Below are 14,820 nucleotides of genomic sequence, written 5' to 3'. Positions count from 1 at the left end.
GCTGGATGTACTATATTTTTTTGCCGCTTTCATCCAGCAAAAAAATACATTTTTGTTTTGCTTACATTACATTACCTCAATGAACTTCTTGGTTCTTTAACCACAATTCCTGATTTGTCGGTTTTGTGGGTAATTGACAGGCTTAACGCCCTTTAGGACTAAAAGACCATACGCTCTTCTGAGCTTTGCGAGTATCCTGCGCATTGCGCATGAAGAACAACTCATTGTACTCCCCCTTGGCCCACTGATCCACCATGTGGTCATAAAAAGGACTTCCTGGATTGCCAGAAGAGCCGCCAGGATAAACACCCCAAGCCTTTATGCCGTCTTTACCCAATTCAACCACCATCCGCCAGGAAGGGCCGTGGCCATTGCGGATGGCATTGGGGGCCTGGGAATGGCCACTGATGGGCAGATCGGTACGGGAAAAAGCGGGAATCCGGGCGAGGTGATTGACCGACGCGTTATTGAGGCTACGCCAGGTTGGCGCAGGTGTTTTGGCTAAACCCCGGCATACTTTTTGAAAAGCACTCAATACCAAATCGGTGGCAGTTTCTGTTTTTTTGGTTTTTTGCCAGTCAAAGATGGCGTGTTCTGGTGTTTTGTCCAACAAATCCAAAAACCGCCAACTTTCTACACTCAATACTTCCACCGAATCGCGCCAGTGAATGATTTCATCAAAACTCAGCACGTAGGTACTGTCAAACCAGGCCTGAAAAATGGCGGGTTCGGTTTTTTGATACTGGTAGTTGCCGTCCCATTTTTCGAGCTTTTTGAGCACCGTTTTTTCCTGCGCATTGAGTTGCTCGCGGGGCAATAACTTGAGAAGCAGTGGCAATGCCTCTTCGGCTTGTAAACTGTGCGGATTGTTTTGCAGCGCCATCAAGTCCTTTACCGTGATGCTATCCATGGCTTCCAGGCTGCGGTTGATGAAACGGCCCCGGTAGTCGTCAAAACCTCCATTGTAATAATAAGGATAAGTTTCGTCGGCGGAATTTTGGTTGGCGGAGGCTACAAATCCTCGGCTGGGATTGCGTACCTGCGGGATTTGCTCACGCGGGATATAACCCTGCCAGGCATTGTTGGATAAAGAACCATCTTGAATGAACCGGCCTTGCTCTTTGCGTTTGATCGGGAATTTTCCGTTGACTTTTAAGGCGATGTCACCGTCGCGGGCGGCAAAAACAAAGTTTTGTGCCGGAGCATCGTATCCCGTCAAGGCTGCATCGTAATCGGCATAGTTTTTGGCCTTCATCAGTCGAATGAAACTGGCCAGTTCATAATGATCCCGTTTCCCGGGGTCTTCCGAAGGCAACCAGTGCATGGCCAGACTGTAATAAGGCGAGTTGGTAGAGTCACCAAATACCAATGGCCCCCAATGCGTGTATTTTACCTGAATTTTGACCGGTTCCTTACGGCCTTTTACCTGGATGATCTCTTCACGGGTTTCCAATTGCCGGGTGCCTCCATCGAAATGGTAACTTTGTTTGTCCTTATCCGCCCACTTGATGGCGTACCAATCCAGCACATCCTGGCCAACATTGGTTTCACCCCAGGCCACATTTTCGTTAAAGCCAATGGCAGCAAACCGGGCAGGGACACACCATAGGCGTTGAAATCCGGGCATTGCATTTGAATTTCAAACCAAATGGAGGGCAGCGTCAAGCCCAAGTGAGGGTCGTTACACAAGATTGCATTGCCATTCAAGGTCTTTTGTGGCCCGACGGCCCAGTTGTTGCTGCCGATGCCTTCAAAGGGCTGCGGAATATTCTGATCCGGAAACAAACCACTGAGGAGACTTTCGGGCATTTCAACCCGGGGTTGGGGTTGTACGGGTGCAAAGTTCCATTTTACCTCACTGGGGATGATGGGGGATTGTTTGGGATTGTATTCTGGAAACAAGTCCCGGAAACGTTCTTCACCAAGAATCGTGCGGGTATTGGTGGCTGCGAGGTCTTCGTTGCGGGCACAAAGGTCTTCGGCCATGGCTTTGATGAATAACACCGAACGCATAGCCGACCAAGGCTCCGGTTTAAAACCCATCAGTTTGTATTCCAAGGGGTACTGGGCAGGTTTGAGGGTACTAATGTAGGCATTGACTCCGGCCACGTAGGCATGCAGCGCTTTGCTGTCTTCGGGGGATTTTTCCCAGGCTTTGAGGGTCGCTTCGGCTGCTTTGACAATACCTTTGCGGCGTTGCAACAAATCGGAAGCTAGGGCGCGTTCGCCCACCACTTCGGCCAAACGGCCGCTGACTTTGCGGGTCGACATGTCCATTTGCCACAAACGGTTGTAAGCGGTGATGTAACCTTGGGCAAAAAAGGCATCTTCGGCGCTGGCTGCAAAAATGTGCGGTACCCGGCGCTCGTCAAAAACCAGATCAATCTGGCTGTTTAAACCGGAGAGTTGCAATTTTTGGTTGGGGAAAAGGCCCTGGGCTTCGGCGTTGGCCCAAAAGCCCGTGACCGGATTCAGCAAACGCCCCATTGCTGGCACGGGACTGCCAAAGGGATTGTGGGTATCCAACACCCAAAGTAAACCTACACTAAGCAGTGTAAGAATACCCAAAGTCAAAAAACGCATGGCTTTATCGATTACAGGTAAAGGTAAAATTTGAACTTTCGTTCAAAATAACGCAGAAAAATTAACTTCCCGATTTTGGGTTTTGAATAAGAAGTCGAACGCTTCATTTCAAGCGAGTTTCTTATTCAAAAGCCTCAAAAAAAAATCGGGAAGTAATTTTTTGCGTCATACGAGGATCGCAAGGTAATAAAGAATTCATAAAGAGTACAAAAGGGAAGTTATTTAACTGAAGTAGGAATGCTGTTTTTCAAAATTTACTTTTGCGGAATAAAATTTTGATAAAATATTTGATTGCTTCAAAAAAGTACTGTAACTTTGTTGAATCTTAAAGTAGTTTTTGTGTTTATTTGTTTGGGTTAGAGGCCCTTGCTGGAGTGGTTCAGCAAGGGTTTTTTTTTTGCTTCGACTACGCTCAGCAACCCGGTCACCGAGCGTAGCCGAGGTACGGGTCGCTGAGCGTAGTCGAAGCGAGCACAAAAAAAGCCTTACACTTCGAAAAGTGCAAGGCTTTTGGGCATTTTTTTCAGCAAATATTCTTTGGTGAAAAAAAATTGCTCAATTAGTTGTTGAACACACCGCCAGTTTTGGTAGGAACACCTTGCTGCTCTTCAGCTTTCAGGACTTCACCTTTGATGGTCAGCAGGTGGGTATTTTCTTTTTCGTTGGTAGTTACCGTTACGTTTTTGGTGAAAGGACCAACACGCTTCGTATCGTAACGTACTTTGATTTCGCCACTTTCACCAGCCTTGATTGGCTTCTCGGTATAAGTAGGAACCGTACAACCACAGCTTCCACGAGCAGAAGTGATGATCAGCTCGGCATCGCCAACGTTTTTGAATTTGAAGACGCGATAAGGCTCAGCACCTTCTTTAATTTTGCCATAATCGATGGTTTCTGCTTCGAAAACCATCTTTGGTGCTTTAGTATCTTGCGCTTGTACCGCAAAAACGGCACCCATCAGCAGTACGGCTACGAAAAACAATTTTTTCATCACTTTATGATTTTGGTTTTTTTAAATCTTACACAAATTTAGTGCGATTTATGAGAACAAAACGCAATGGCTCTTGTAAAAGTTTAAATGAAATGTTAATGGTGTTAACACGGCAGTAAATTACTGCAAACCTTTGATGTGTTCGGCCACTTCGACCATCGGCGCAATCCAGATGTCTTTTTCGTTTTGTTTCAAAAACCGCAGCAAAGTCCGGTGGGCGGGTATGGACACATCCAGGCCGTTTCCACCTCCTACGCCGTGGAACAACAAAACCAGCAAGGATTGAGTCTCCATGGCTTTTTTGACCCATTCGATCATCTGTTCAGCCGTATGGTTGTTGACCATGTAACAATCCACGTTGTACAGGTCAATCTCATGCGCTTTGTGCATTTCATTGCGCACGGCCCGGGCGGCTACAAAATCATTTTTGAGCGGTTTGATGAAGGAGGAATCGCCAATCTTCATGTCGCCGCAAGTAAAGGCAAAGGTGCGTTTGGTTTTGCCATCCAGGGCTTGTAAAAAGAGGTTGGTCATGCGTACTTCGTTGAGCATACGTTGCACACTGTAGTTGCGCAGGTCGTTTTCGGGGCTGACCCATTCGCGGCCAGGCCCGCCGATGCAGGGATGGTACAGGGTGTGATTGCCGAGTTCATGGCCATTGGTGGCTATCTTTTTCCATTCATTGAGGCGCGTTTGGACCGAGGCCGAAAAAGCCGTGACGTAAAAGGTCGCTTTGAGGCCCAGGGAGTCCAACAAGGGCAGGGCATTGTCGAGGTGTTGGTTGATGGCGTCGTCGTAGGTGATGACTACGCTGCATTTTTTTCCGCGCCAGGGCTGGTTGGATTGAGCGAAGGCTTGCCCTGCCAGGAGGAGCAGGATTAGCCCAAAAAAGTACTTGTTCATGTTGTTTGTTTGTTTGTTTGTTATAGTTTGTTTATTAAGGAGTTAGTACTGAACAAACCCCGAAGGGGTGACAGGATTATAGAAAATAGGTAAAGGATTTATTAAAACCCCGAAGGGGTGACATTTTTGATCTACGTAAAAATGCCACCCCTTCGGGGTTTTTCTTGCACTGGACAATTACGATTTTTCTATAATCCTGTCACCCCTTCGGGGTTGTTAAGGTACACAGTAATGTTTTTCAGTAGAATTTTGAGAGGGAACCTAAAATTTCAATATCTCCACCTGCGGATTTTCGCTCAAAAACCTTGCAATGATCCGATTTGTTTCGGCATTGCCGCACGCGGGGCGAATGGCACTGCGCAGGGTTTCATGGTCGTGTGCAGCAGCTTCCCGATCTAGGTAACCATAACCGCGTAAATGACCGTCTTCCACCAACACAACGCCACACTCTTCGTCGGATCGCCCTTGATCAATGATAAAAAAATTGTGGTCAAAAATCTGACACATGTATTCTTTGGCCCGCAGCGCTCGCTCATTGTACTCCTCTGGGGGTTCTTTTTGTATACAAGCTCCTGCGCATTGTTGGATGTGGTAATGAAAACAGGGACCGGCAGCATTGGGGCTAAAATTGAAGAGTTTTTCGCACAATTCAAATTTTTGGCGGGCACTGCTCATGCGGCCTTTGGCGGAAGAAACTTTAGGGAATTCCGCCAGGATTTCCAGTTTGCGGCGGGTTTTAGCAGCTGTTTCGGCCACCCCAAAGCAGAGGTAACCATCAGGATTGTAATAACTGTGCACCACGTAGGGGAATTTGCGGGTGCGTTGAGCTCGGTTGATGCCCGGTAAGAGGCGTTTGATTTCAAAAGACTCGTGCAAAAGTGCCATCAATTCACTCCCAGTGACTTCGTAACTGATGTCGTGTACCTGATCCTGGAGCTTTTGGGCCTTATCGGTTCTATCTGCAAAATGTTCCGCGATGCGTTTTTGGATGTTGATGCTTTTTCCCACATACACCACCTCATTCGCCTCGTTGTGAAAATAATACACGCCGCAAGCTTCGGGCAAGGCGTGGATGGTTTCCAAACTCAGGTTGTTGGGCAGCATCGATTCTTTGATGCCGAGGTTGATCAACAAGTCCGCTTTTTCCCGATTGTCTTCGTGTTGTAAAATGTATTCCAGCACTTTAATGGTTGCCTGTACATCACCCATCGCGCGGTGGCGGGCATGGTTCTGGATGTCGAAATGCCGGGAAAGGGCATCCAATCCATAGGCATGCAAGCCTGGAAGGGTTTGACGCGCCAGGCGCAAGGTACACAATTGCCGCCGCGTATAAGTATAACCCAAACGTTTGAATTCCTCCCCGATAAAGCTGTAATCAAAACGGGCGTTGTGGGCTACAAAAATGGCCCCCTCGGTCATTTCTACAATTTTGCGGGCTACCTCAAAAAAACGTGGTGCTTTTTCCACCATTGTATCATTGATGCCCGTCAATACAGTAATGTTCCAGGGAATAGGGGTTTCGGGATTGATCAGGCTCTCCCAGGCGTCGATGATTTGAGTACCATCGTGCAACACAATGGCAATTTCGGTAATGCGATCGCGTGATGCTTTTCCTCCAGTTGTTTCTACATCAATAATGGCATACTTTTTTTTCATTCGCTTCAACGGTATACTTTTTAAATTTTAGACTAAAGGAGGCCCGGAGTCCCAAAAATAACTAGTTGAAATGGAGTTTTTCAAAAAAATTGTTCCTTTGTAGTGGGGCAAAAACAAGTGTTCATTTTTCTTGAGCCAAAGGATTAGCTAAGACACTTGAAATGAATTGTTTACTTATCTAATCCTTTGTCAAAAGGAACACTTTTTTTTATCGCCCCTTTTTATTTTTTTTCGTAGTTCCGGATGGCTTTGATGAATCGGTACCCAAATTGCACCAGTTTTTTCTCCCCAACCCCCGATACAGCCAGCATGTCGTCTTCGGTTTGGGGTTTGCTGAAAGCCATTTCTTCCAGGGTGGCATCGGAAAAAATGAGGTAGGGCGGAATGCCTTCTTTTTGGGCAATTTCCTTGCGGATTTGGCGCAGGTGTTCAAACAGTTCATCGCGCAGGCGCTCTTTTTTGAGCTGGGTAGGTGCCTTGATTTTGGCGCTGGCTTTTTCTTCCTCCTGGCGCTCTTTGTAACTGGTGGGTTTGATAAGTTCTACGCTGCGATTTTTAAACAAAACTTCCTGACTGGCGGAAGTCAGGCGCAGCACATTGGCGGCATCGTAAGCCACTTCAAGGTAACCCAAATTAATGAGCTGCATGAGGTAATGTTGCCAGTCCCATTGGGAAAAATCCCGGCCAGCCCCGTAGGTTTTGATGGTGTCGTAGCCCAGCTGTTTGATTTCCCGACGTGCGGAACCGCGTAACACATCGATGAGCATGCCCATCGGCACTTGTTCATTGAGGCGATATACGGCGGAAAGTGCTTTTTGGGCAATCACGGTGCCGTCCATGGATTGGGGTGGATTGCGGCAAATGTCACAATTGCCGCAGTTTTCGCTCAAGTTTTCGCTAAAATAAGCCAGAAGGATGCGCCGACGGCAAGCCAGGGATTCAGCGTATTGTTGCATACGTTCCAGCTTCACCAGTTGGATTTCGTTCTGGGCGGCATTTTCTCCATTTTGAAGGATGTCGCGCAACATACTTACGTCGGCAAAACTGTAAAACAGCAAGGTGTCGGCTTTGGCCCCATCCCGCCCGGCGCGGCCAATCTCCTGGTAATAGCCTTCCAGGTTTTTGGGCAAATTGTAGTGGATGACCCAGCGCACATTGGATTTGTCAATGCCCATGCCAAAGGCCACGGTGGCACAAATGATTTGTAGGTTGTCGTTGATGAAGTGATCCTGGATTTTAGAACGACGGTCGGGCGATAAGCCTGCGTGATAAGCTTCGGCTTTAAAGCCTTTTTGTTTTAGTTTGTCGGCAATGTCCTCAGTGGCTTTGCGGCTGAGGGTGTAAATGATGCCCGCTTGTTTGGGGTGTTTGCGGACGAAATCTTCGATTTGTTGCAAACGTTGCTGACCGGGGCGAACTTCCAGGCTCAAATTGGGTCGATCAAAAGAGGCAATGAATATTTCGGGTTCTTCCAGTTTGAGTTGATCGACGATGTCTTTGCGGGTCAACTTGTCGGCGGTAGCGGTAAGGGCCACCACTGGCACCTTGGGAAAATGTTGTTTGAGCATACCCATTTGTGTGTATTCCGGGCGGAAATCATGCCCCCAGGCCGAGATACAATGGGCTTCGTCGATGGCAAAAAGGTTGATTTTGCCTCTTTTGAGGATGGAGACAAAATTGCCGGAGACCAGTTTTTCAGGTGAAACATACAACAGGTGCAACTCACCCGCATAAAAAGACTCCTCCACGCGCAATTGCTCCCGCGAATCGATGGCGCTGTTGATGAAAGCCGCCGCAATGCCGTTGGCGCGTAGCCCTTCGACCTGATCTTTCATGAGCGAGATCAATGGGGAAACTACAATACAAGTGCCGGGAAGGGTGACTGCGGGAATTTGAAAACAGACGGATTTTCCACCTCCGGTTGGCATCAGTACCAGAGCGTCTCTTCCTGAAAAAATGGCCCGAATAATGTCTGCTTGTAAGGGCCGAAATTGATCATAACCGAAGTATCGCTTGAGGGCGAGTTTTGCGTTGTCTAAATTCATGCGTGTGCCTGGACAGATTTTTGTACAAACATAAGGAACGGAAATGAAATAAAGATACGCGATCAGCGCCTGTACAATTTTACAGGCGCTGAAAGGGTGTTTACTTAGGGCAGGAAAAGAAGAGCCCTCGATAATTCCGGGCAGGATATGAGGGCTCTATGGAGGTAATATATTTTGTTTAACAGGGCTTCAGATGTTTTCTCCGTAGATGATAATGTAGAAATGGCTTTAATCTGGATCATCTACAGGTGTCAAAAAACGAATAACCAATCATTTTCAATGGCCCAAAGATAAGGGTAATTGTGGAAGTTGAAACCCCATAAACATGGGGTAGATAGGGTGTGGGTGTGAACGTGTGATGGTGTGGGCGAGAATGGGTGCGAGTTAGGGTGTGATGGTGTGGGTGTGTTGGGCTTTTCATTCCCGCGAGGTTTCTAACACTCGTTAAAGTCAAATTTTTAATCAAGAAGGAAATTTTTGAACTTTAATAGGATTATGTACTTTACTCCTTTCAATAATTGACCACAATGATCTTATTTCTCGATACCGAAACCACCGGCTTACCCCTCAACTGGAGCGCACCCATCAAACAAGTCAACAACTGGCCGCGCATGGTGCAATTGGCTTGTTTGTTGTATGATGAAGAAGGGACTTTGTTGGAAGAACGCAGTTACATCATTAAACCTGAGGGGTACAGCATACCAGCTGCCTCAGTCAACATTCACCGCATTACCACGGAGCGGGCTTTGGCAGAAGGGCAAGCTTTAAACACTGTGCTGGATGAATTCAAATTACTCTTGGATCGGACTTCCTTGCTGGTGGCGCACAATGTCAATTTTGACCACGCCATCGTTGGGGCGGAATATTACCGCTTGAGCAAGCAGGATCCATTGTTGCTACTGCGCAAATTTTGCACCATGACCAGCCCTGAAGTCATCACTCATTGCGCCTTAGCTGCCAATAGCCCAAGGGGAGGCTACAAATGGCCGAAGCTCGAGGAACTGTATTACAAACTCTTCAAACAAGAGCTCAAAGGTGCCCACGATGCTCTAGTGGACATTCAAGCGACCGCGCGCTGCTATTGGGAACTGCGCAGGCTAGGAGTCATTTAGCATAAAAGAATTAGCCATATCATGTTTGTATCCATCACCGAAGCCCAGGAACTCGCTTTCCACTACTTTCATTTGCAAGGCCAGATCAAACAACTCAGTGGAGAAATTGACCTGAACTACCTGATCGAAAGCACCGACGGGAAACGCTACTGCTTCAAAATCGCCCATGCCCAAAGCAATGTGCCCGAACTGGAATTTCAAAATGCCATGATGGAACACCTGCAGGAGGCGGGGCTGGGGCTGGAAATCCCGGTGCCGCTGAGTAGTCTTCAAGGTGAAACGATAGTCCATCACCATTTTCCCGGTGGAGAACTGCGCTACCTGCGCGCCTTGACCTGGGTAGAAGGCCGTTGTTTTGCAGAGGCAAATCCTCACACTCCTACACTGCTGGAAAAAGTCGGTGCCTTATGTGGCAAACTCAGCGCGGCACTCGCCAATTTTGAGCATCCTGCCGCCCATCGCTGGATCAAGTGGGATCCTTCACAAGCGAGCTGGACGAAGGACCAGTTGGGCGCAATTGTTGACCCGAATAAAAGAGCAATAGCCGAATGGGCGCTGAATTTATTTGAACAAAGAGCCTTACCCCATTTGCCCCAGCTGCGCCAAAGTGTGTGTTACAACGACGCCAACGATTATAACCTCCTGCTGAGTTTTGACCCGCTCGATCCCGAAGTACCCGGGGTGATTGACTTTGGCGACGCCGTTTTTACCCATACCCTCAATGAACTGGCAATTGCCATCGCTTACGCCGCCATGGACAAACCCGATTCACTGGCGGTGATTCGCCAAATGACGAGGGGCTACCATCGGCTTTTTCCATTGCAAGAACGAGAAGCAGATGTTTTGTTTCCGCTGATCATTGCCCGTTTGTTGATCAGTGTAGTTTGTTCGGCGCAAAACTTGTTGGCCAACCCGGAAAACGAGTACTTACAAATCAGCGACCGACCGGCCTGGGATTTGTTGGCGAAACTGCGCCAAATCCCGCCCACACTAGTGCACTACACGGTGCGGGAAGCCTGTGGCTGGCCAGCACACCCCAAAATGGCACAATTTGAAGCTTGGGCCAGGCAAAACGCGACCGAGTTTGCGCCACTGGTCAAGGCCGATTTACTCCATAAGACCGCATTGTGGTTGGATTGTAGTGTAGGCAGCCCCGAGTTGGGCAATTATGCGGACATTGCCGATGCGGAGTTGTTGCATCAGCAAATTGTCGCCACCATGCGGGCCGCAAATGCCGAGGTCGCCATTGGTCGCTACAACGAGGCCCGCCCTTTTTACACCACCGATGCCTATGAAGTACAAGGCAATGAAGGCCCGGAATGGCGCAGTGTGCACATCGGATTGGATGTGTTTATGGCCGCCGGCACTCCGGTTTTTGCGCCGCTGGCTGGCGTAGTACACAGTTTTCAGGACAATGCCGCCGATCGGGATTATGGGCCGGCCATCATTTTGGAACATCGGGTGAGTCCTGACTTGCATTTTTACACGCTTTATGGGCATTTGAGCCGAACATCTCTGGATGGTTTGTATGTGGGTAAATCCATCTCCAAAGGTGAACAACTCTGTTGGATGGGCCCCATGCCTGAAAATGGCAATTGGTCGCCCCACCTGCATTTTCAGGTCATGTTGGATATGCTGGATAAACAGGGAGATTTTCCTGGAGTAGCATTTCCCGCTCAAAGAGCGGTTTGGACTGGTATTTGCCCTGATCCTTGGTATTTGGTCGCGGGTAAGCCCTCGCCAGTTGCGGTAGAAACCACCGTTGATGAAATTTTAGGTCAACGCAAAAAATTACTTTCGCCCAATCTGAGCATTTCCTATACCGAACCCCTCTACATGCAGCGCGGAGTAGGTGCTTATTTATACGATCACACCGGGCGGCGTTATTTGGATACGGTCAACAACGTTGCGCACGTAGGGCACGAGCACCCGCGGGTAGTGCGTGCCGGGCAACGCCAAATGGCCGTGCTCAATACCAATACCCGCTACCTGCATCCACTGATCACCCAGTTTGCCGAAGCTTTGTTGGCTACGGCACCCGCGCCGCTGGAAGTGGCTTTTTTTGTCAACAGTGGTAGTGAGGCCAATGAACTGGCCTTACGTTTGGCCAAAACCTACACGGGCCAAAAAGACACCATTGCTATTCAAGTGGGTTACCACGGCAATACCAATGCCTGTGTGGAGGTGAGTTCCTACAAATTTGACGGGCCGGGGGGCAAGGGCGCTTCGCCTGATGTACACATTTTACCCTTGCCGGATACCTATCGTGGTTTGTATCGGGGCAATACGTTGGAAAGTGCTGGGCAATACGCGGCGCATGTTGGGCAAGTCATTCAAGAATTGCAAAGCCTTGGCCGCAAACCAGCCGCTTTTTTGGCCGAAACGATCGTGAGTTGTGGTGGCCAAATTCCGTTGCCCCCCGGCTACCTCGCGCAGGTATACGCAGAGGTGCGCGCTGCAGGTGGCCTCTGCATCGCTGATGAGGTACAAACGGGCTGTTGCCGACCCGGTGATCATTTTTGGGCTTTTGAAGCGCAGGGCGTAGTGCCAGATATCGTGACTATCGGCAAACCGATCGGCAATGGGCACCCCTTGGGAGCAGTGTTGTGTACCCGTGCAGTGGCGGATGCTTTTGCCAATGGCATGGAGTATTTCAATACGTTTGGGGGCAATCCGGTTTCTTGTGCGATTGGATTGGAAGTGCTCAAGGTGATCGGGGAGGAGGGTTTGCAGGCCAATGCGTTGGCAACAGGGGCTTACCTGAAACAGGGCTTAGTAGAACTGAGCTCCCGCTTTCCGCTGATTGGAGATGTGCGAGGGAGTGGCTTTTTTCTGGGCATTGAACTGGTCAGTGACCCAGTGGCTAAAATTCCTGCTGCTGCCGCCACAAGTTACATTGCCAACCGCATGCGTACGCTGGGCATTTTGATGAGCACCGACGGGCCGGATCACAATGTGTTGAAAATTAAGCCTCCAACGGTGTTCGGGAAGGAGCAGGCGGATTTTTTGTTGGGGATGTTGGAGCGGGTGATGAGGGAAGATGGGGTTTTGGCCTGAGGCAACGAGTAGTAAGAAATAATAGACTTGAGGTAAGTTGATTATCAAGAAATTGATACAATAGCTGATAATCAACTCGCCTCAAGTCTATTAAAGATTAGCACATCATTACCTTCCCTGCATAATTTGGTAAAATTCCAAAATCCGCAGATCCGTTAGCATGTCCTGCGGCCTAATGCGCTGCCGCAATACAATCCCTTCTAAAGTCCGACAACGGCTAAGCGCCACATAAGTTTGGCCATGTTCAAAAGCTCCTGTGCCCAGGTCGATGATGACCCGATCGAAGGTTTTACCCTGTGCTTTGTGGATGGTAACTGCCCAGGCCAAACGCAAGGGGAATTGGGTGAAGGTACCGATCACTTCGGATTGAATATCCTCCGTATTCGCCGGGTCACTTTTGTAACGAATGATCTCCCAAGTCACCGGCGTTACTTCAATTTCTTTCCATTCCAAGCCATTTTCCTCGATCAAAATCTTCAGGGATTCCTGCTCCAATGCTACAATTTTGCCGATGGTGCCATTCACGTAACGGCGCTCGGGGTCGTTTTTCAACAACATAACCTGGGCGCCCAACTTCAAAGTTAGTGCAGCATCAGCGGGGAATTGGGTTGGGTTAAATTCTCCGGTGACCGAAGCCAGGTATTTGCGCTCCGGTTCATCAATTTTGCTGAGTTCCCCTTGGTTGATGCGCTCGGCGGTGGCGTTGCGGGCACAGAGGGTAATGTACAGTTCTTCGGAATCAAAGTCGGGCTCATAGCGCTCATTCAATTCATCCAGGTCGTCCTGGTCGGCGTGATTGAGGCGAATGGCGTCGAGTAGGCGCAAAAAATGGCGATTTTCCTGGCGGTAAACCTTGCGCAATTCCAGCATTTCCAATTCGAATCCCTGTCGAAACAGTTGAGCCGAAAAGAAAAAAGCGGACTCGTAGGTGGTGCTAAAAACCTCCAACTCAAAGTCGGTAGCCACCACGGGGGGCAACTGAAACATATCGCCAAAAAAGACCACCTGCACCCCACCAAAAGGCAAGGGGCTGTCGCGATTGAGGCGCAGAAAAAAATCAATGTTGTCCAACATATCGGCCCGTACCATCGAAATTTCATCAATGACCAGGACATCCATATTCCGATAAAGCCGTCGATCCTTACGTTTGCTGATTTCGCGGGGAGAGATCAAACGCGGTGGGAAACCAAAAAACGAATGGATGGTTTGCCCGCGTACATTGAGTGCGGCCACTCCGGTGGGGGCCAATACCACTACTTTTTTGCGGGTAGCATTGCGGTACAATTGCAGCAAGGTAGACTTACCCGTGCCTGCCCGGCCGGTGATGAACAGGTTTTTGCCCTCTTTTTCGATCAGATCGAGCGCATTTTTGAAATCGCTATTGAGTTCCAGTGCTTTCATCAAAACAAGCTCATTTGACCAGCGGCATCCGTCGTGATTTTTTCTGGCCCACGGGCCACAATTTCAGGAAAGGGCAACAGGGATTGATGTAAATAGGCCGCCAATTCAGGGGCCAAAAGATTGTCGGGTTCGTGGGTAAAAAAATAGACTTCCTGCAAACCCGCCTCGTACCAGCGGCGCAAACGAGGAATCCAGTCCTGAATGCGGTTGTAATCGCTCGGGTGGAGCGCGTTGCCCACAAAGCGGATCATGGCTACGGAGGAAGTCAGATGCATGTGCAAGACATCACGCCTCCCGGCTACGTCGGTGAGTACGGTGCCGACGCCAGCTTTGGCCAGCATTCCGAACGCGTTTTCACGCTCATTCGCAACACCCTCAAACCAGGATTCGTGGCGCATTTCCACATTCAGCGGGAGTTCTTTGGGCCAACGTTCTACAAAGCGTTCCAGGATTCCGGCTTGTTGCAGACCAAAATGGGGCGGTAGTTGCAAAAAGCAAGCCCCCAGCTTTTCCTCCAACTGGGCAGTGACTTCACAAAAATTGAGAAAAAGCGGATTGCTGATGCCCAAATCCCGACTATGACTCAAAAGTTGGGGGACTTTTGGGCAAAAGCGAAAGTCAGCTGGTGTATCTTTTCTCCAGTTCTGGATTTGCTCCGGACTGGGAATGCGGTAATGGGTGGTATTCAGCTCAATGGTATTGAATTGTTTGCCATAGGCTCGCAAAAAACCTTCCGGTTTGGTACCCGCCGGGTAATAGGTACCCACCCATTCTTTCATCGACCAACCCGTGCAGCCAATGTAGAAGTGGAATTTTTCAGACTTGTTGTACTTTCGCAGCGTTTCAGCAGTGCCAGAGGCATCCTCCGGCAAGCTAAAATTGACTTTGCTGATGTCAGGGAGTTTCCCAAATTCCATAGCTGGGTAAACTTTTTTTAGAAGCTGTTTGAGTTCATATCGCGAGCTGCAAAGGGCCTAATTGAAGTCAAATTTCGTTCCGAAAATGCTCATTTAGCGCTGCTAAACTCCGCTTTTCGTGCCTCATTTGACTTCAATTAGCCTCCTTTTCGCTT

General features: G+C 48.9%; 8 protein-coding genes and 1 pseudogene. 2 read left to right on the top strand and 7 right to left on the bottom strand.

Annotated features, from left to right (window positions below):
- Positions 1 to 142: 142 nt before the first annotated feature.
- The 5 genes and pseudogenes from ACEW9O_RS17225 to recQ form a co-directional block, all read right to left on the bottom strand.
- Positions 143 to 2,487, bottom strand: a pseudogene (locus tag ACEW9O_RS17225) (penicillin acylase family protein).
- Positions 2,488 to 3,142: 655 nt separating this feature from the next.
- Positions 3,143 to 3,574, bottom strand: a complete 432-nt coding sequence (locus ACEW9O_RS17220) for a DUF1573 domain-containing protein (protein ID WP_373551425.1) — start codon at positions 3,572 to 3,574, stop codon at positions 3,143 to 3,145.
- Positions 3,575 to 3,694: 120 nt separating this feature from the next.
- Positions 3,695 to 4,477 (bottom strand): polysaccharide deacetylase family protein, encoded by a 783-nt coding sequence (locus ACEW9O_RS17215; protein WP_373551424.1) that lies wholly within the window; start codon positions 4,475 to 4,477, stop codon positions 3,695 to 3,697.
- 261 nt (positions 4,478 to 4,738) lie between these two features.
- On the bottom strand, positions 4,739 to 6,133 hold the full coding sequence (locus tag ACEW9O_RS17210) for an exonuclease domain-containing protein (protein ID WP_373551423.1): 1,395 nt from the start codon (positions 6,131 to 6,133) through the stop codon (positions 4,739 to 4,741).
- Between the two features lie 221 nt (positions 6,134 to 6,354).
- Positions 6,355 to 8,178, bottom strand: coding sequence for a DNA helicase RecQ (gene recQ / locus ACEW9O_RS17205; protein WP_373551422.1), 1,824 nt, complete (start codon positions 8,176 to 8,178; stop codon positions 6,355 to 6,357).
- 527 nt (positions 8,179 to 8,705) lie between these two features.
- Between recQ and ACEW9O_RS17200 the strand changes: the two genes are divergently transcribed.
- Together ACEW9O_RS17200 and ACEW9O_RS17195 are read left to right on the top strand one after the other, a co-directional pair.
- The gene (locus tag ACEW9O_RS17200; protein WP_373551421.1) at positions 8,706 to 9,290 is read left to right on the top strand and encodes an exonuclease domain-containing protein; all 585 of its coding nucleotides are present in this window, start codon (positions 8,706 to 8,708) and stop codon (positions 9,288 to 9,290) included.
- Positions 9,291 to 9,311: 21 nt separating this feature from the next.
- Complete coding sequence (locus ACEW9O_RS17195) at positions 9,312 to 12,347, top strand: aminotransferase class III-fold pyridoxal phosphate-dependent enzyme (RefSeq protein WP_373551420.1); 3,036 nt, start codon at positions 9,312 to 9,314, stop codon at positions 12,345 to 12,347.
- A gap of 108 nt (positions 12,348 to 12,455) precedes the next feature.
- On the opposite strand, the gene ACEW9O_RS17190 is transcribed toward ACEW9O_RS17195, so the two are convergent.
- Entirely contained in the window at positions 12,456 to 13,748 is a 1,293-nt protein-coding gene (locus ACEW9O_RS17190) for an ATP-dependent RecD-like DNA helicase (protein ID WP_373551419.1), read from the bottom strand.
- Complete coding sequence (locus ACEW9O_RS17185) at positions 13,748 to 14,665, bottom strand: DUF72 domain-containing protein (protein WP_373551418.1); 918 nt, start codon at positions 14,663 to 14,665, stop codon at positions 13,748 to 13,750. The genes ACEW9O_RS17190 and ACEW9O_RS17185 overlap by 1 nt, the downstream gene beginning before the upstream one ends.
- Positions 14,666 to 14,820: the final 155 nt, after the last annotated feature.

Source organism: Haliscomenobacter sp. (assembly GCF_041740695.1).
Classification (GTDB): domain Bacteria; phylum Bacteroidota; class Bacteroidia; order Chitinophagales; family Saprospiraceae; genus Haliscomenobacter.
This window is presented reverse-complemented; position numbering and strand designations above follow the sequence as displayed.

Bases quoted from the DNA above. Each gene is read 5' to 3' on its own strand.
- ACEW9O_RS17220 (WP_373551425.1), bottom strand. From the start codon at position 3,574: ATGAAAAAATTGTTTTTCGTAGCCGTACTGCTGATGGGTGCCGTTTTT.
- ACEW9O_RS17215 (WP_373551424.1), bottom strand. From the start codon at position 4,477: ATGAACAAGTACTTTTTTGGGCTAATCCTGCTCCTCCTGGCAGGGCAA.
- ACEW9O_RS17210 (WP_373551423.1), bottom strand. From the start codon at position 6,133: ATGAAAAAAAAGTATGCCATTATTGATGTAGAAACAACTGGAGGAAAA.
- recQ (WP_373551422.1), bottom strand. From the start codon at position 8,178: ATGAATTTAGACAACGCAAAACTCGCCCTCAAGCGATACTTCGGTTAT.
- ACEW9O_RS17200 (WP_373551421.1), top strand. From the start codon at position 8,706: ATGATCTTATTTCTCGATACCGAAACCACCGGCTTACCCCTCAACTGG.
- ACEW9O_RS17195 (WP_373551420.1), top strand. From the start codon at position 9,312: ATGTTTGTATCCATCACCGAAGCCCAGGAACTCGCTTTCCACTACTTT.
- ACEW9O_RS17190 (WP_373551419.1), bottom strand. From the start codon at position 13,748: ATGAAAGCACTGGAACTCAATAGCGATTTCAAAAATGCGCTCGATCTG.
- ACEW9O_RS17185 (WP_373551418.1), bottom strand. From the start codon at position 14,665: ATGGAATTTGGGAAACTCCCTGACATCAGCAAAGTCAATTTTAGCTTG.